The following is a 17,158-nucleotide window of genomic DNA, read 5'->3' as shown; positions in this document are numbered from 1 at the left end:
CGTGGCCGAACCCCCCTCACCCGTCTGGGAGGGCCTGGCAGGCCCGATGGCGGAGTGAGAGGGGTCCGCGGATGTCCTCGTGCCGTCAGCGGCGTCGGCGTCGCGGCCTCGGCCTGCCGAACCAGGCGGCACCCGCCCCCGTGGCGATGAGGGCGGCGGCAATCCACGCTGCCGGGCCGACGTGTGCTCCGGTCTCGGGCAGTTCAGGCCCGGTCGCGGGCGTGGTGGTCGTGGTCGTGGAGGGCGACGGCGACGGCGACGGCGGCGCGGTGGTCGTGGAGGGCGAGGGGGAGGCCGACGGCGACGGTGAGGAGGAGGGGGACGCCGACGGTGAGGGGGACGGGGACGGGCTGGCGGTGGTGATGTTCAGTCGGGCGGTGGCGGGGCCCGAGGTGACCGTGGCTCCCGTGGCGAACGGCCTGGTCCCGTCGACGCCGGAGGCCGTGGCGGTGTTGGTGACCGATCCGGCGCTTCCGTCCGCCGCGGAGGGGGTGTAGGTGGCCTGGCAGGTCTGACTCTGCCCGGCTGCGAGGGGTGTGCCGGGGCAGCTGATCGACGACAGCCCCGGGAGCGGATCGTCGACCGCGACCGCCGTCCACGGCACGGGGCCGGTGTTGGTGACGGTGTACTGGTAGGTGACGGTCTGGCCGACCTGCGCCGTGGTGATCGGGGCTCCGCCGGCGGTCGCCGACTTGGCCAGCGACAGGCCGAACGGGTCGGGGATGGCGACCTGCACCGTGGTGCCGGTCACCGTTCCCGAGGGGTTGGTGCCGACCGCCCCGACCTGGTTGGTGCAGGCGCCGCCGCTGTCGCTGGAGACGATGTTCCACCCGGTGGCGTACTGCGGCACCACCGCGCCGGCCACGGTGCGCTGTTGCAGCGCCTTGGAACACCCGCCACTGCTCGCCTCGCCCGCCGGGAGCGCGGGCAGCGCCGGGCTGCCCGTCACCGTCGGGTTGGAGAACCCGGCCGTCGAGCCCTGGGTGACGTCCGTGAGCAGTTCGCTGTACGTGCCTGCGGCGCCGACGTACACGACTGCCGGGTCACCGGTCACGGTGACGTCCGCGACTTGGGTGCCCTGCGGGCCGGTGAGCTGAAACTGGCAGGGATCGCCCGAGGTCCCGATCGGCTCGACGATGAAGTAGGCGACTCCGGAAGCGTCGGTGTCGGAGAAGGACAGCGAGCAGTTGCCGGCGATATCCAGCTGGGTCAACGTCGGTGCCGCGGACGCCGTCGTGGGGACGGCCAACCACAGACTTGCGATGAGCAGGCCGAGGCAGGCAAGGGCGGTTCTACGGGCGAGCCAGATCATGCTGGTGACGCTAAGTGACCCAATTCGGCCGTGGGGGCGAGCCACGCGCCCTGGTCACTCGTCCGGCTGATGGGAACGATCGGGCGTCGGGCGCGGATCACGGCGGGGGCGTGCCGCCGAGGAGGGGGGCCAGGGCGAACAGGTCGGACGGGGCGGCGTCGTCGGGGAGCAGGACGACCAGCGGGGGGCGGGCCGGCGGGCCGAGCCGGGCGACCTCGTAGGCGGTGACGCCGCTGCCGGGCGCGGCGACCAGGGCGACCGGGGCCGGGGACTCCAGCAGCGGGGCGAGGACCGGGCGGTAGGCGGCCGGTGAGGGCGGGCCGGCGGCCGGGCGGAGCACGCCGAGCGCCTGCGGCCCCGGCCAGCCGCGCGCGGTGCCGGGGTAGCGGGTGTGCGGGGCGTCGGGCGGGGGCAGCAGCAGCACCCAGCCCGCGCCCGGGCGGGCGGCCCGGCGCAGCACCTCCAGCCGGACGGCCGGGCCGTCCGTCGGCGCGTCCGAGGCCGGCGGGTGGTCGGCGGGCCCGCCGGGTCGGGGAGCGGGGTGTCCGGCGAGGGTGGAGCGCAGCACCTCCGTGGTGCTGAGGCCGCTCGGCAGGTCGGGGAAGGTGCGCAGCAGGTGGGCGCTCTGGCTGAGGAGTTCGACGGCGTCCCGGTCGGCCAGCAGGGCGCGGTCGTGGGTGGTGGTGAGGACGAGTCCGCCGGTGGCGTCGTAGTGGGCGGCGAGGGTGATCGGGTACGAGGTGAAGGTGCCGGCCGGTACGGGGTTCTCCACGTGGATGCCGTGCGCGGCCAGGTCGGTCTCCAGCCGCAGGTGGTGCGGGGCGGTCGGCTGGTGTTCCAGGACGACCAGGCTGTGCGGCCGCTGCCCGCGCGGGGTGGCGCTCCAGCGGTGGGCCTGTCCGGGCGAGACCCACTCGTAGGCGGCGAGGTCGAGCACGCCGTCGCGCAGGGCCGCGAGCAGTTGCGGCACCGTCGTGCCCGGGTGCACCCGGACGGAGATCGGCAGCGGGTTGCGCAGCGCGCCGGGCAGCCGGTCGATGCCGTCCAGCGGGATGCCCCGTCCGGAGACCGTCACCGCGAAGCCGACCCGCACCGCCCGGGCCGGTCGGTGCTCGCGGGACTGCGCCGCGCGGTAGAGCAGCAGTGCCCAGGCGGCCTGGAGGGCGCTGCTCTCGCCCGCCCCCCAGGCGGCCGCCCAGCCGCGCAGCCGGACCGCCTCGTACGGGGTGAGCCGGCGCCGGGCGCGTCCGCTGCCGCGCCGGGTCGGGTCGGGGGCGAGCGGGAGGACGGCGCCGGCGGCGGTCCGGGTGGCCCAGAACTGCCGGGCGGCGTCGCTTCCCTGGGCGTCGAGCCAGCGGGCGTGGTCGCGGACGTCGGGGCGGCGCTCGCCGCCGGGCAGGACGCCGCCGGTCAGGTAGGCGCGGTAGAAGGCCTGGAGGAGCAGCCGCACGCTCCAGCCGTCGAGCATCGCGTGGTGGTAGGTGAGCAGGACCCGGGTGGCCGGTCCCTCGTCCTGGTCCTGCGGGCCGGAGTCGAGCAGGGTGGCGCGCAGCAGGGCGGGTCGGCGCAGGTCGAAGCCGCGGTGCCGGTCGGTTTCCAGCAGGTCGTCCCAGCCGACCGCGCCGTGCGGGTGCCGGGTGACTTCGGGGACGGCCCGTTCGTGCAGCACCATCCAGGGGTCGCCGGCGGTGTCGTCCCAGTCGAAGGCGGCGCGCAGCACCGTCTCGTGGTCGAACACGGACTGCCAGGCGGCGGTGAACCGGTCGGTGTCCAGCGGCCCGTGCCAGTTCCAGGACAGCTGTTCGACGTGCCGCCCGCCGTGGTCGGCGCGCCCGATGACCTGGCGCAGCATCTCCCGTTGCAGCGCGCTGGTCGGCACCGTGACGGGCTCCGGCGGGTGCGCCAGCGCCTCCCGCAGCCGCTCCACGAGTTCGGCGGCGCGCGCGGACGGTCCGGCGGCGATGCCGACGAACAGGCGCCGGAGGCCGTCCCGGCGGTCCTCGACCAGGACGGCGCGCAGCCGCGCTCCGGCGGCGAGGGCGCGTCCGAGGTCGGCCAGGACCCGGTCGAGCCCGTCGGGGCCGTCCACCGTGCGCTCCCAGAGCGCGTCCGCCCGGTCCTGGGGCGTGGGACTGGCCCCGTCGACGGCGCGCAGGGCGGCGCGCAGCACGTCGGCCTCGTACGCCTGTTGCAGCTCGACCAGCAGGAACTCCGGGGGCCGGCCGGCCCCGCGCGGCTGCGGCGGACGCCACCGGCGGGTGGCGGTGCGGGCCAGCGCGGCGTTGACCGCCCCGGTGTCGAGCCGTCTCGGCGGACGGGCGGCGGGCAGGCAGGGCTCGGGCGACGGGGCGCCGGCCACCAGCAGGGTGACGGGTGCGCTGGAGAAGTGACGGTTCGTCATCGCTGATCAGCGGGCACCGGAGCCCGGTTCCTTCCCGTGGGCCGGCCAGGGTTGCGCCGGGGTTACTGGGTGGCGAGGCCGCCGCAGACGTTCAGCGCCTGGGCGGTGATGCTGGCGGCGGTCGGGGAGGTGAGGTAGCCGGCCAGCGAGGCGACCTCCTCCGGGGTGGTGTAGCGGCCGAGCGGGATGTGCGTCTGGAAGTGCTGGTGGATGGTCTCGGGGGTGGTGTTGTAGGCGGTGGCGTACTCGTGGTGGATCCGGGTGGTGTGCGGGGTGTGCACGTAGCCCGGGCAGATGGCGTTGACGGTGGTGCCGGTCGGGGCCAGTTCCTTGGCGAGTGCCCGGGTGAAGCCGATCACGGCGTGCTTGCTCGCGGTGTACGGGGCGCCGAGGGTGACGGCCTGCTTCCCGGCGGTGGAGGCGATGTTGATGATCCGCGGGTGCGCGGTGCCGGTGAGGTGGCCGTGCTTGAGGGTCTCCCGGGTGACCAGGAAGACGGCGTTCAGGTTGGTGTCGATGACGTCGTACCAGAGGTCGTCCGTGGTGGTGGCGATCGGCCCGCCGCCGGTGCGGCCGGCGTTGTTGACCAGCACGGTGATCGGGCCGTGCTCGGCCACCACGTGCCGGATCAGCGCGCTGACCTGGGTGGGGTCGCGCACGTCGCAGGTGGTGCCGTCGGCCTGGTGGCCCTCGCCGCGCAGGGTGGCCAGCGCGTCGGTGATGTGCGGGCCGGTGCGGGCGCAGATGAAGAGGCGGTGGCCGCGGCTGCCGAGCTCGCGGGCGATGGCGAGGCCGATCCCGCGGGTGCCGCCGGTGATCAGGGCGAGGGGTTGCTCGGGTGCGGTGGTCATGGCGGGTCCTGGGGGTGAGGGCGGGCTGGGAGCTCGGGCCGGTGGTGGGTGGTCGGTGGTCGGGGGTCGGTGGGGTGGTCGGGGCGGGAGCTCAGGCCGGGTAGAGGTTGTAGGTGGTCGGGTGGGCCGTGGTCGGGGTGTTGAGGGTGGGGTCGAGGGTGAGGATCGCGTGGTGCAGGTGTTGCAGGTGCGGGGAGGGCTGGATGCCGAGCTCGGTGGTGAGGCGGTGCCGCAGGTGGTGGTAGGTGGCGAGGGCGGTGGTCTGCCGGCCGGCCCGGTAGAGCGCGACCATGGCCTGGGCGTGCAGGCCCTCGTGGTGCGGGTGCTGGTGGGTGAGGTGGGTGAGTTCGGGGATGAGCTCGTTGTGCCGGCCGAGCCGCAGGTCGGTGTCGATGCGGCGTTCCAGGGTGATCAGGCGGCTCTCCTCCAGGCGCATGATCTCGATGGCGAGGATCGGCCCGGGCCGCACGTCGACCAGGGCCGGGCCGTGCCAGAGCGCGAGGGCCTGCCGGAAGTGGGTGGCGGCCTGGTGGTCGTGGCCGTGGTTGAAGGCGTGCTGCCCCTGGGTGGTGAGCAGGCTGTAGGTGTGGACGTCGAGGTTGTCCGGGTGGGTGGTGAGCTGGTAGCCGCCGTGCCGGGTGGTCAGGATGTCCTTGGCGGTGATGTGCGGGGTCGGCCCGAGGCCGTGGGTGATCCGGCGGCGCAGTTGCAGGATGTACGTCTGCATGGTGGTGAGCGCCTGTCTGGGCGGGTCGTCGCCCCAGATCTCCTCGATCAGGGTGGCGGTGGGCAGGATGCGGTTCGGGTAGAGCGCGAGGAGGGCCAGGATCTGGCGCTGCTTGGCGGCGGTGGGGACGACGGAGATGCCGTTGAGGTCGGCGGTGAGGGGGCCGAGGACCTTGAGGTGCATGGCGGTTCTCCTCTCGGGCGCGGGGCGTCCGCTCGGGTGGGCGTCATTCGGCTGCTTGTTCGGGTCGACGGAATGGTGGGGCGGACGCGTCGCACCCTAGTTGGGCCGAGGGGTGGGGGCCGGATTCCTCAAGTGCCCGTCGAGCGCGGTTCCGGGCGCTCTGGTGGGGCGCCTCCGGGCGGAGCGGTGCGGCGGGCCGGTGCGGCGGGTCGGCGCTCGACGGTGTGACGGGCGGGGCGCCCGGCGCGGACGGGGCCCGGGAACGTACGATCGGCGAATGGCTGACATGACGGAAACCACGCCAGGCTGGCTCGCCCCCGAGGAACTAGAGACCACCCGCGCCAAGATGCCGATCCTGTACGTCGAGGCCGTGCCGGTCCGCGTCGACGACGCCGGCGAGGTCACCCAGATCGGCCTCCTGCTGCGGATCGGACCGGACGGGACGGTCAGCCGCACGCTGGTCTCCGGCCGGGTGCTGCACCACGAGCGGATCCGCGACGCCCTGCTGCGGCACCTGGAGAAGGACCTCGGCCCGGTGGCGCTGCCCCGGATCCCGGCCTCGCTGCAACCGTTCACGGTCGCCGAGTACTTCCCGACCCTGGGGATCACCGAGTTCCACGACCCGCGTCAGCACGCGGTGTCGCTGGCGTACGTCGTGCCGGTGGCCGGCGACTGCCGGCCGCGCCAGGACGCGCTCGACCTGGTCTGGTTCAGCCCGCAGGAGGCCGCCTCCCCGCTGGTGCAGCAGGACATGCCCGGCGGTCAGGGGGCGCTGCTCAAGCGGGCCCTGGCGCACGTCGGCTGCCTGAGCTGAGCACTCCGGCCGGGGCCCGCACCGGGTGAGGTGCGGGCCCCGGCCGGGAGCTGGTCAGGGCGTCGGTCAGGCTCCGGCGGATGCCAGGCGCGCGTTGCGCCGGGCGGTCGCCTCGACCGGGTCCAGCACCGGCACGGCCGCCAGCAGGCCCTTGGTGTACGCGTGCTGGGGGGAGTCGTACACGGCGTCGGCGTCGCCCTGCTCCACGATCCGCCCGGCCCGCATCACCGCGACCCGGTCGCTCACCTGCCGGACCACGGCGAGGTCGTGGGCGATGAAGACCAGCGCGAGGCCGAGGTCGCGCTGCAACTCGCCGAGCAACGCGACCACCTGGGCCTGGGTGGTGACGTCCAGTGCGGAGACCGGCTCGTCGCAGACGATCAGTCGCGGCTGCGGTGCGAGCGCCCGCGCGATGCCGACCCGCTGGCGCTGTCCGCCGGAGAACTCGTGCGGATAGCGGTGGTACCAGTCGGCGTCGAGGCCCACCCGTTCGAGGAGCTCGCCGACCCGGGCGCGGATGCGGCGCTCGTCGCTCCCACCGGCGATGCGCAGCGGGTCGGCGATGGACTCCCCGATGCTGCGGCGCGGGTTGAGCGAGGACACCGGGTCCTGGAAGACCATCTGCAACTCCCGCCGGAGTGGGCGCAGTTCGTTCTCCCCGAGCGCTCCGATGTCCCGGCCGCGGTAGTGGAGCCGGCCGCCGGTCGGCTCCAGCAGCCGGACCAGCATCCGCCCGAGTGTGGTCTTGCCGGAGCCGGACTCGCCGACGATGCCCAGCGTCTCGCCCGCGTGCACGGTGAGCGAGACGCCGTCCACGGCGGCCACGGGGGCCGCGCGCCGGGTGAGGCCGCCGCGGGTGGCGAACTCACGGCGCAGGTCGGTGGCTTCGAGCAGGACGTCGCCGTCGGTGCGCCCGGCGGCTCCGTCGGCGGCGGTGCCTGCGGCAGGCCCGGCAGAACCGGCAGGCCCGGCGGGCCCGGTCGGTGCGCCCGGAGCGTCGACCCGGGGCACCGCCGACAGCAGCGCGCGGGTGTACGGCTCGCGCGGCGCGCCCAGCACCTCGGTGACCGGGCCGTGTTCCACCGCCCGGCCGTCCTTCATCACCAGCACCCGGTCGACGCTCCCGGCGACCACCCCCAGATCGTGGGTGACCAGGACCAGCCCGGCCCCGGTCTCGGCCCGCAACTCGTGCAGCAGGTCGAGGATCTGGGCCTGGACGGTGACGTCCAGCGCGGTCGTGGGCTCGTCGGCGACCAGCAGCCGCGGCTCGCAGGCCAGGGCCATCGCGATCAGCACCCGCTGGCGCATGCCGCCGCTGAACTCGTGCGGGCGCGACCGCGAGCGCCGTCCCGGGTCGGGGATGCCGACGCGGCCGAGCACCTCGACGGCGCGGGCCCTGGCGGCCCGGCGGGAGACGGCCCGGTGGACCCGTACGACCTCGGCGATCTGGTCGCCCACGGCGTAGTACGGGTCGAGGGCGGAGAGCGGGTCCTGGAACACCATGGCCGCCAACCCGCCGCGCAGCCGCCGCAGTTCGTCGCCCTCGGCGGTGACGGCGTCGATGCCGGCGACCCGGACGGAGCCGCCGACCCGGGCGCCGGTGCCGCGGTGCAGGCCGAGCAGTCCGTAGGCGACGGTGCTCTTGCCCGACCCGGACTCGCCGACGATGCCGAGCGCCTGCCCGGCCTCCAGGGTGAAGCCCACGCCGTCGACGGCGCGTACGTGCCCGTCGCCGACCGGGAAGTCGACGACGAGATCCCGGACGTCGACCAGGGGAGGAGCCAGGGGTTTGGCGCTCACGTCAGGACCACCCTTCGATCGGTCACCGCGTAGAGCACGTCCGCGACGACGTTGGCGAGGACCACGGCGAACCCGGTGACGAGGGTGAGGCCGACGACGGTCGGCAGGTCGATCAGGCTGACCGAGCTGACCAGCAGCTTGCCGAGCCCCGGGAGCCCGAACAGCGACTCCGTCAGCACGGCGGAGCCGAACATCGTCCCGAGGTCCATGGCGGTGAGCGCGATCACCGGGGTGAGCGCGCCGCGCAGCGCGTGCCTGGTCACCAGGCGCCGCTCGCTGACGCCGTACGCCCGGAAGGTCCGGATGTGGTCGTCGGCGAGGGTCTCCAGCATGGACGAGCGGGTCAGCCGGGCGTACTTGGCGGACTCGATGAGCGCGAGCGAGACCCAGGGCAGCAGCAGGCCCCAGAACCACTGCTGCGGGTCCTCGGTGAGCGGTACGTAGCTCGGGAACGGCAGCCACTGGAGCTGGGCGCACAGGACGATGAGCAGCACCAGGCCGATGACGAAGACCGGGATGGAGTTGCCGGCCAGCGTCAGCGCGGTCAGCAGCCGCTCGCTGAGCCGGCCCCGGCGCAGCGCGGAGAGCAGCCCGGTGCCGACCCCGAGGGCCAGCCAGAGCACCATCGCGCCGAGTGCCAGCGAGGCCGTCACCGGGAGCCGGGCGGCGATCATGTCGGTGACCTGCTCGCCGCTGCGGTAGGAGACGCCCAGGCACGGCGCCGGGCAGTGCAGCAGGCCCGTCCCGGCGCTGAAGTCGCGGCCGGCGACGACGCCCTGGAGGAAGTGGGCGTACTGGAGGTAGACCGGTGCGTCGAGGCCGAGGCGTTCGCGCACCTGGAGGACCTGGGCGGGGCTGCACTTCTCGCCGCAGGCCAGCTGGGCGGGGTCGCCGGGGGCGATGTAGAAGACCGCGTAGACGATCAGCGAGATGGCGAGCAGGACGCCGACCATGCCGATGGCCCTGCGGAGCAGGAAGCGGGTCATGCGGTGGCCTCCTCGGTGGCGGCCGACGGGCCGGGGCGGGCGGGGTCCGGCGTGCCGCTGCCCGGCGATGCGGTGCCCGACGGTCCGCTGCCCGACGAGCCGGCGCCGCGCGCCGTTCCGACCCGCAGCCGGGAGGCCGCGCGGGGGTCGAGCTCGGTGCGGACGGCGTCGCCGAGCACGGTGAAGGCGAGCACCGTGGCGAACAGCAACGCGGACGGGAGCAGCACGTACATCGGGTCGGCGCGGAACCAGGTGGTCGCGCCGGAGAGCATCTGGCCCCACGACGAGGTCGGCGGCTTGACGCCCACGCCGAGGAAGGACAGCCCGGCCTCGGCGATCACGTTGGACGGCAGCAGCACCGCGGCGTAGGTGATGACCGGCGCGGCCAGGGACGGCAGCAGCTCCCGGCGGGCGATCCGCCAGCGGGTGGCGCCGGCGAGCCGGGCCGCGGCCACGTAGTCGAGCTGGCGGAGGCTGAGCGTCTGCGCCCGGACCAGCCGGGCGGTGCCGGCCCAGCCGAGCAGCCCGATGACCAGGGTCAGCAGGAGCGGGCGGGGGAAGTCGGAGGGCACGACCGCCATCAGCGAGATGGCGAAGACCAGCGAGGGCAGCGCGAGCATCACCTCGGTGGTGTTGCCGATCAGCTGGTCGAGCAGCCGGCTGCCGAGGCCCGCGGCGAGGCCGAGCAGGACGCCGATGGCGACCTGGACGAGGGTGGCGCCGACGGCGACGAGCAGCGAGATCCGGGCGCCGTGGACCAGTCGGGCGAACACGTCGCGCCCGGTGCCGGGTTCGACGCCGAGCCAGTGCTCGGCGCTGACGCCGCCGAAGGAGCCGGTGGGCACCCCGCCGGCCGCCGAGTCGAGCAGGTCGTTGTGGTAGCTGGTGGGGTCCTGGCCCTCGATCGCGCTGAGCAGCGGTGCCGCTGCCGCGATCAGGGCGAGCAGGGCGATGACGAGGCCGGCGGCGAGGACGGCGCGCTGCGCGAGCAGCCGCCGCCACACCGTCCGGCCCCCGGCGGCCGGGGAGGCCGCGAGGGCCTCCCCGGCCTGGGGTTCCTGTGGAGCCATGGTTGTCCGACCGATCCGTCCGATCCCGTCCGCTACTTGACCGCGACCTGGGAGATGTCGAGCACGCCGGTCCAGTCGCTGATGACGATGTTGCGGACGTCCTTGCCCGACAGCCGCTTGTAGACGGGGTGGAACAGCGGGACGGTCAGGGCCTGGTCGCCGATCCGCTTGTCCAGGGCACCCCAGCGCTTGGCCGCCTCGGCGTGGTCGGTGATCTTGTTGATCTGGTCGATCTCGTCGTTCACCGACGGGTCGTCCAGCTGCGCGGAGTTGAAGTTGTAGCCGTCGGTGACGATCTGCCGGCCGTCGAAGATCGGCGCGAGGAACGGGCCGCCGGAGGGCCAGTCGGCGCCCCAGCCGGAGAGGAAGAGGCCGGGTTCGGTGCTGACGGTGTGGATCGTCTTGGAGTACCTGGTGGAGTCCAGGGCGTCGAGCTGGACGGTGATCCCGGCCGCCTTCAGGCCGTCCTGGACGGCGGTGGCCAGGTTCGGGCCGTAGCCCTTGCCCGATTCGGTGGAGTGGGTGAGCGTGATGGTCAGGCCGTCCGGGTAGCCGGCCTCCTTCAGCAGCTCCCTGGCCTTCTCCGGGTTGCCGGTGGCGCCGGCCGGGAACGGGTCGTAGGGCGTGTACCCGAAGGTCTCCTGGGCGGGCAGGTAGGTGGTGGCGGCCTCGGCGAGCGAGGAGCCGCCGGCGGCGTTGACGACCGAGGTGCGGTTGAGCGCGTAGGCGACGGCCTGCCGGACCTTGGGGTTGTCGAAGGGCTTGACCTTGGGGTTGAACGCCAGGTAGTTGACGTAGCCGAAGTGGCCGGTGCCGACGCGGGCGGCGAGCGCCTTGTCGTCCTTCACCTGGGCGAGCTCGGAGGGGCCGAGGTTGGTGTCGGTGGTGACGGCGGCCGCGTCGGCGCCGGTGCCGGCGGAGAGCCGCTGGTTGATCACCGCCGGGTCGAGCCCGGACTGCACGTCGACGGTGTCCGGGTACGCCTTGCGCTGGTCGTCATTGGCCGCGGACCAGTTGGGGTTGCGCTTGAGGACGAGGTGTGCGCCGTCGTTCTCGTTCTTGACGACCTGGTAGGGGCCGGAGGAGACGGGGTGCTCCTGGTACTTCGTCCCGGTGTCCTTGGCCTTCGGGACGGGGGCGAACTGCGTCTGGGTGGCCAGGTAGGGGAAGTCGCCCTCGGGCTTGTTGAGACGGAAGGTGATGGTCTTCTCGTCCGGCGTCTCGATCGCGTCCAGACCGCGGCCGTCCTTGTACGGGCCCTGGTAGTCGGCGGCGCCGACCAGCCAGTCCCTCAGGAATGGCGCCCCGCCGGAGAGTTCGGGGGCGAATGACCTTTCGATGCCGTACTTGATATCGGCGGTGGTGATCGCCGAGCCGTCCTCGTACTTCAGGCCGTCCTTGAGGTGGTACGTCCACACCGTCGCGCCCTCCGAGGGGGTGCCGGTGTCGGTGGCGAGGTCGGGGACGACCTTGGTGCCGGCCGCGCCGTCGGCCCGGTTGCGGGTGGTGAGGGTGCGGAAGACCAGGGAGGGCACGTTGCCGCCGCCGGAGGTGTAGAGCCGTGCGGGGTCGAACTGGTCCTGCGGGTTCTGGTTGAGGACGGTGAGGGTGCCGCCCTGCTGCGGCGCGGCGTCCTTGCCGGTGCTTCCACCGCCGTCGCCCTTCGGTCCGCACGCCGCCACTCCGACGGCCAGGGCGACGGTGACGGTCGCCGCGGCGAGGCGGCGGGGGGTGAAGGTGGTTCGAGACATCGGAAAGGGGGCCTTTCGCTACCGATGGTGTACGGAGGAAGGCGGGCGACAGTGAGGCCGTGAGGAGAGTGAGCGGCACCGCGCCCGCAGGAAGGGGCGACGTCCCGGGGCGGCGATCACCGCTACGCGTCGGGACAGGCGGATTCAGCGACAGAGATTGTCGGAAACGCAGTGCGCGGCCACGCCGATCAGCGCCAGCTCAATGGCGGCGCACTCGATCGGGTGACGGTCAGGCATGCCGAGAAGACTGTATGACTTTAAGCGGAATGTCAAAACTCCGGATAGCATCCGGCCGCCGCGGGAACGCCGGGAACGGATTACGGCCCGGGCGCCGGGAGATCGTGCGGAAGCGGGGGGAAACCGGGGCCCGTGCCCGCCGGACCGGCGGGCGCGACATCACCCGAGTGGGTGCCGCGACCCTTCGGGGCGCCGGCGCCCCGAAGGCCCGGAACCGCCCGCCGGGCGGCCGTTCCGGGCCCTCGCGCACTTCCGTCTGCGGGTTGCCGCGCGCGGGCGCCTGCCCAAGCATGGGTGAACGTGATCGGCGATCGCGCGCAGCGCGGCCGCCCTACCGAGCGGAGCCGGACGTGGCCCCTTACCTCGAAACCGATCAGGACGCCCTGGTGGCGAGCGCACTCGCCGGATTCGCCCGGGCCCACCCATCGCTCGTCGTCCACGACCCCGACCTCGGATTCGTCCGCGCCCGTGACCGGGCCCCCGGGCGCCGGGTCGGACTGCTCTCCGGTGGCGGCTCCGGGCACGAGCCCCTGCACGTCGGATTCGTCGGCCGGGGCATGCTCGACGCCGCCTGCCCGGGCCGGATCTTCGCCTCACCGCACAACCGGCAGATCTTCGAGGCCTCGCGCGCGGTCGCCGGCGAGGACGGCGTCCTGCACATCGTGAAGAACTACACCGGCGACCGGATCAACTTCGGCATCGCGGCCGAACGGCTGCACCGCCAGGGCATACCGTGCGCCAGGGTCCTGGTGGACGACGACCTCGCCTCCGAGTCCGAGTCCGTCGCCGCCGGCCGGCGCGGGACGGCGGCCACCGTCCTGGTGCAGAAGATCCTCGGAGCGGCCGCCGACCTCGGGCTCGGACTGGCGGAACTCTCCCTGCTGGGAGCCGAGTTGGCCGGGCGCTGCCGCAGCATCGCGGTGGCCGGCGCCGCACACACCTCCCCGGCCACCGGCCGGCCGGCCTTCGAGGTGTCGGACCGGACGGTCGAGTTCGGCGTCGGCATCCACGGCGAACGGGCCGAACTCTCCCTGGAGTGCGAACCGCTGGCCGTCCTGGTGGGCCGGATGGCGCTGCGCCTGCTGGAGGCGCTGCGCCCGGCCCGCGCCCCCCTGGTCGCGCTGGTCAACGGGCTGGGCGCGACCACCGGCCTGGAGCTGTACGCGGTCCTGTACGAACTGGCCGCCGTCCTGGACGCCGGCGGGCGCCGCCTGGCGCGCAGCCTGGTCGGCGACTACGTCACCGCCCTCGACATGCGGGGGTTCTCGATCACCCTGCTCGCCGCCGACGAACAGACGCTCGCGCTGCTCGACGCCCCCGCGTACACGGCGGCCTGGCCGGTCGCGCAATCGGCGCCGGCCCCCGGTCACCAGGAGGTCAGGAGATGACGGGCACGAAGGCCTTCGACGGCCTCTTCACGGCGGGCTGGATGCGGCGGTTCGCCGAGACCGTCGCGGTCACCGAGGAGGAGCTCACCCGGCTCGACCAGGCCGCCGGGGACGGCGACTTCGGCGTCAACCTGCTCACCGGCGTGCGGTGCGCCCTGGCCGCGCTGGACCGGCTGCCACCGGGGCGCCAGGCCGCGGCGGTACCGCTGGGTGCGGCGGCGGGCGCGTTCCTGGACGAGGTCGGCGGGACGAGCGGGCCGCTGTTCGGCCTGGTGCTCCAGGAGCTGGCGGCGGCCGTCGGCACCGGCCCGCTGACCGGCCCGGCCCTCGCCCGGGGAGCGACGGCGGCGCTGGAGGCCGTCCAGCGGGTGGGGGAGGCGCGGCCGGGTGACAAGACGCTCGTCGACGCCCTGCACCCGGCCGCACTGGCCCTGCGCGGCTGCACTCCCGATGCCCGCCCGGACGACTGCCTCGCGGCGGCCGCCGCCGCCGCCGCGGCGGGCGTCCGCCGGACCAGGGCCCTGCGGGCCCGCCGCGGCCGGGCCAGCTATCTCGGCGAACGGGCCTCGGGAGTGCCCGACCCGGGCGCCGTGGGCATCGCGCTGCTGTTCGCCTCGGCGCACGCGGTGCCGCGGACGCTGGGCGGAGTGCTGCGCGAGGACAGCGCTGCTGACCGCGCGTCCACCGGCAGCGCGTCCACCGACACCGCGCCGACCGACACCGCGTCCACCGACACCGCGATCGGCGGGCCCGATCCGCTCTGCGGCCCCGAGCCGGCCCCCGCCGGACCGTGAGCGCCTGGCCGGTTCCCCGGCCGGCTTGCGCTCCGCCGGGCGCTGCTCGGCCAGGGGCTGCTCGGCCGGGGGCCGCTCAGCTGGTGAGGGCGAGAGCGCTCCGGCGCCGGACCCAGTCGAGCAGTCCCGGCTCGCCCAGGGTGGCGACCCACAGGTCGACCGCGTCCCGCGCCTCGGCCGACGGGTGCGGTCCGACACCGATCACCCGCAGCCCCGCCAGGACGGCCGAGCGGATGCCGCAGAAGGTGTCCTCCACGGCGAGGCAGTCGGTGGGCTCGGCGCCGCAGAGCCGGGCGGCGGTCAGGTAGACGTCCGGCGCCGGCTTGGGCCCGATCCCCTCGGCCGGGACCACGATGTGCTCGAAGTGTTCGAGCAGTCCGGCGCCGCCGAGTCCGGCCTCGATCACGTCGCGCGGGCAGTTGCTGGCGACCGCCAGCGGGACGAACCCGCTGAGCCGGCCGACCAGTTCGGCCGCGCCCGGCATCGGGACCGGGTCGGCGTCGACGAGCGCCCGGAAGCTCGCCAGCAGCCGGTCGGTCAGCTCCGGCGCCAGCGAGGGGTCGCCGGCGGTCTCGGCCATCAGCCGCCCGCAGTCCGAGTAGTGCAGCCCGGCCGCGCGCGCCGTGAACTCCGGTCCGGCCGTGAGTCCGTAGCCCCGCAGCACCTCCGCACGGGCCTCGTGCCAGTGCGACTCGGTGTCCATCAGCGTGCCGTCGCAGTCGAAGACGACGGCTGCAGGGGTCCAGTCGTTGATTCTCTCCACGGTCATGCCTACGCCCTTCAGGTGGGATTGGCTCTGTGGGATTCGCCGGGGTGCGCGTCGGGACGAGGGGGGGCGGCCACGGCCTGGGGCCGTCGCCGCTTGCCGACCTGTCCGGGGCCGGAATCTGGAGCGCGGCAAAACGACGCGCATCGGCGTCCGGGCCGGAGAAAACGACCCGGAACATAACGATCGCAACGTTACGATCGATATGTTTCGCGGTCAAACTTGGCGGCCCTAGATTTGCCGGGTCTTTACTTCAATAGCCCAACGACCCCACGGCGGTGATATGACCGTTCTGACGAATATGAAAAACACACAAATGCTCGTACTCGGTGATGCCGACTTCCGGGAGGGGGGCGAACTCGGTGAACCGCACGGCCTTCATCCGGTAGTCGACGGGGTGCGACAGCCGCCCCGCGCTCCGCAGTGCCGCGGCCTGCCGGGCCGCCTCCAGCAGCACCATGCCGGGCATGTGGTCGGACGGGTGGTCGAAGAAGAACGGGTGCGCCGGATCGGCCGGGCAGATCAGGAGGGGGCCATCCGCCCACGAACGACCGGCCGCGCGCGTCACCAGCACGTCGGAGGGCAGGGCGACGCCGACCTCCGCCGGTGACGGGGGGTCGGGGGGCGGGCCGGAGTCCGCGGGGTCCCCGGCCAGCGCGGTGCCGCGCAGGGCCGGGTAGGCGGGCCGTTCGACGAAGCGCGTGCCGCCCTCGATCCGGGCGAACACCACTCCCCGCGCGGAGCAGTCGACCCGCAGCCGCATGCCGGTGGGCCGGTGGTTTTCGGCCGAGGTCCGCAGGTCGTGCACCAGGGCCCGGCAGAGGACCGCCGCCGGGCCGTCGCCGCGCGGCTCGGCCGCCGGGTCGACCCGGCAGGACACGTCGGTGATCAGCAGGTGCGTGTCGGCCGGTACGCCGTAGTGGCGCAGCGGCAGGTAGATGCCCAGCTGGCGGGCGGTCTCCACGGCGATCAGCGGGTCGTGCCGCTCCCCGCGTCCGCGCGGGAAGGTGGGGTGGGAGCGGGGCCACTGGGCCGCCGCCTCGAAGCGGTCGCCGCCTCGGGCCCGGACGTCGGTCAGCAGCACCTCCGCCACGGCGGCGCGGTGGACCAGTTCACGGGGGACCGTGCGGGACCAGCTGAGCGGTCGGGCAGGATGCCGGGCCGCCGAGGAGGGGAGGAAATCCAGCATCTTCATATTTACAGAAAATATCAATCCCCTTGGTTTCGCATGTCGTCAGTTGGCGATCCGGCCCGCGGATCACTACAGTGCGTGCGAAAAGCCGAGGTGATCTTGAAAAGGCAGAGGCGCGTGCAGAATCGGGCGGAGACGACACGGAGGTCAGTCCTCGAATCAGCTGCGCGATTGTTCGACGAACGCGGGTACGCGGGCACCAGCATCAGCGACATCAGCGCGGCCTCCGGCAGGACGAGCGGGGCCATCTACTTCCACTACACCAGCAAGGAGAACCTGGCCCGCGCCGTGATCGAAGCGCACTTCGCCACCTGGCCGGAGCTCGTCGCGCGCCACACCCGCACGCCGGTGCCGGCGCTGGAGCAACTCGTCCGGCTGAGCTTCGCGGTGGCGCGGGCCTTCCGCGACGACGTCGTGGTCAGGGCCGGCGCCCGGCTCTGGTCCGAGCGCGCGGCCATCGACGCCGACCTCCCGGTGCCGTTCGTGGGGTGGATCGACACCGTCCGCGTCCTGCTCGAACGGGCGGGCAGCGAGGGCGAGCTCGCCGCCCGGGTCGACCCGTCGACCGCGGCCCACGGCGTGATCTGCGCGTTCTTCGGGCTGCACACCGTCTCCGACGCGATCGACGGACGGCGCACCATCGAGGAGCGCCTGTGCGACCTGTGGGAACTGCTGCTGCCGGGCCTCCAGAAGAATCCCGACCCGGCCGCCCTGCTCGCCTCGGTCCGGCCCAGGCCGTCCGTGCGCGCCGACGGGTGGGGACTCGCCGGGAATTGACGCGGAATCGACCCCCGGCCTGCCGGGAGGAGGCCACGCCGCCGGGCACCGGGCCCTAGCATGAATCACCACGTCCGGGGCCGGCGGTGCGGCGGAGAAGAGGCGTCAG

Annotated in this window: 13 protein-coding genes and 1 pseudogene; 4 read left to right on the top strand and 10 right to left on the bottom strand. The window is 74.0% G+C overall.

The features are described 5' to 3' along the window. Positions 1 to 85 precede the first annotated feature (85 nt). The 4 genes from ACIP37_RS32580 to ACIP37_RS32565 all read right to left on the bottom strand — a co-directional run bounded on the left by ACIP37_RS32580 (position 86) and on the right by ACIP37_RS32565 (position 5,474). On the bottom strand, positions 86 to 1,213 hold the full coding sequence (locus tag ACIP37_RS32580; RefSeq protein WP_400844980.1) for a hypothetical protein: 1,128 nt from the start codon (positions 1,211 to 1,213) through the stop codon (positions 86 to 88). A gap of 196 nt (positions 1,214 to 1,409) precedes the next feature. Next, on the bottom strand, positions 1,410 to 3,713 hold the full coding sequence (locus tag ACIP37_RS32575) for a condensation domain-containing protein (protein WP_400807917.1): 2,304 nt from the start codon (positions 3,711 to 3,713) through the stop codon (positions 1,410 to 1,412). Between the two features lie 62 nt (positions 3,714 to 3,775). Next, positions 3,776 to 4,564, bottom strand: coding sequence for an SDR family NAD(P)-dependent oxidoreductase (locus ACIP37_RS32570; protein WP_363586376.1), 789 nt, complete (start codon positions 4,562 to 4,564; stop codon positions 3,776 to 3,778). Positions 4,565 to 4,655: 91 nt separating this feature from the next. Then, positions 4,656 to 5,474, bottom strand: a complete 819-nt coding sequence (locus ACIP37_RS32565; RefSeq protein ID WP_363586377.1) for an AfsR/SARP family transcriptional regulator — start codon at positions 5,472 to 5,474, stop codon at positions 4,656 to 4,658. Positions 5,475 to 5,760: 286 nt separating this feature from the next. Here ACIP37_RS32565 and ACIP37_RS32560 point away from each other — a divergent pair, with 286 nt between their 5' ends. Further along, positions 5,761 to 6,288: an NUDIX hydrolase family protein gene (locus ACIP37_RS32560; protein ID WP_350884975.1), complete on the top strand. Its 528-nt coding sequence runs from the start codon at positions 5,761 to 5,763 to the stop codon at positions 6,286 to 6,288. A 66-nt stretch (positions 6,289 to 6,354) separates the two neighbouring features. Here ACIP37_RS32560 and ACIP37_RS32555 read toward each other — a convergent pair whose 3' ends face one another. From ACIP37_RS32555 to ACIP37_RS32540, 4 genes are read right to left on the bottom strand one after another with little or no spacing between them, the layout of a single operon-like run. Continuing rightward, the gene (locus tag ACIP37_RS32555) at positions 6,355 to 8,073 is read right to left on the bottom strand and encodes an ABC transporter ATP-binding protein (protein WP_400808145.1); all 1,719 of its coding nucleotides are present in this window, start codon (positions 8,071 to 8,073) and stop codon (positions 6,355 to 6,357) included. Between the two features lie 11 nt (positions 8,074 to 8,084). After that, complete coding sequence (locus ACIP37_RS32550) at positions 8,085 to 9,074, bottom strand: ABC transporter permease (RefSeq protein WP_363622942.1); 990 nt, start codon at positions 9,072 to 9,074, stop codon at positions 8,085 to 8,087. Next, positions 9,071 to 10,144, bottom strand: a complete 1,074-nt coding sequence (locus ACIP37_RS32545) for an ABC transporter permease (RefSeq protein ID WP_400807914.1) — start codon at positions 10,142 to 10,144, stop codon at positions 9,071 to 9,073. The genes ACIP37_RS32550 and ACIP37_RS32545 overlap by 4 nt, the downstream gene beginning before the upstream one ends. Before the next feature lie 32 nt (positions 10,145 to 10,176). Beyond that, positions 10,177 to 11,895, bottom strand: a complete 1,719-nt coding sequence (locus tag ACIP37_RS32540; protein ID WP_363586380.1) for an ABC transporter substrate-binding protein — start codon at positions 11,893 to 11,895, stop codon at positions 10,177 to 10,179. A 587-nt stretch (positions 11,896 to 12,482) separates the two neighbouring features. Between ACIP37_RS32540 and ACIP37_RS32535 the strand changes: the two genes are divergently transcribed. Together ACIP37_RS32535 and dhaL are read left to right on the top strand one after the other, a co-directional pair. Further along, the gene (locus ACIP37_RS32535) at positions 12,483 to 13,520 is read left to right on the top strand and encodes a dihydroxyacetone kinase subunit DhaK (protein ID WP_063345848.1); all 1,038 of its coding nucleotides are present in this window, start codon (positions 12,483 to 12,485) and stop codon (positions 13,518 to 13,520) included. Then, positions 13,517 to 14,173, top strand: a pseudogene (dhaL, locus tag ACIP37_RS32530) (dihydroxyacetone kinase subunit DhaL); the annotation flags it as partial. The gene ACIP37_RS32535 and the pseudogene dhaL, both read left to right, overlap by 4 nt. 217 nt (positions 14,174 to 14,390) lie before the next feature. Here dhaL and ACIP37_RS32525 read toward each other — a convergent pair. Beyond that, positions 14,391 to 15,083: an HAD family phosphatase gene (locus tag ACIP37_RS32525; RefSeq protein ID WP_363586382.1), complete on the bottom strand. Its 693-nt coding sequence runs from the start codon at positions 15,081 to 15,083 to the stop codon at positions 14,391 to 14,393. Between the two features lie 250 nt (positions 15,084 to 15,333). Further along, on the bottom strand, positions 15,334 to 16,275 hold the full coding sequence (locus ACIP37_RS32520) for a ScbA/BarX family gamma-butyrolactone biosynthesis protein (protein WP_400807910.1): 942 nt from the start codon (positions 16,273 to 16,275) through the stop codon (positions 15,334 to 15,336). A gap of 114 nt (positions 16,276 to 16,389) precedes the next feature. Between ACIP37_RS32520 and ACIP37_RS32515 the strand changes: the two genes are divergently transcribed. Beyond that, the gene (locus ACIP37_RS32515) at positions 16,390 to 17,049 is read left to right on the top strand and encodes a ScbR family autoregulator-binding transcription factor (protein WP_363586384.1); all 660 of its coding nucleotides are present in this window, start codon (positions 16,390 to 16,392) and stop codon (positions 17,047 to 17,049) included. Positions 17,050 to 17,158 lie beyond the last annotated feature (109 nt).

Source organism: Kitasatospora sp. NPDC088861, from assembly GCF_044750105.1.
In the GTDB taxonomy this organism is placed as follows: Bacteria; Actinomycetota; Actinomycetes; order Streptomycetales; family Streptomycetaceae; genus Kitasatospora.
This window is presented reverse-complemented; position numbering and strand designations above follow the sequence as displayed.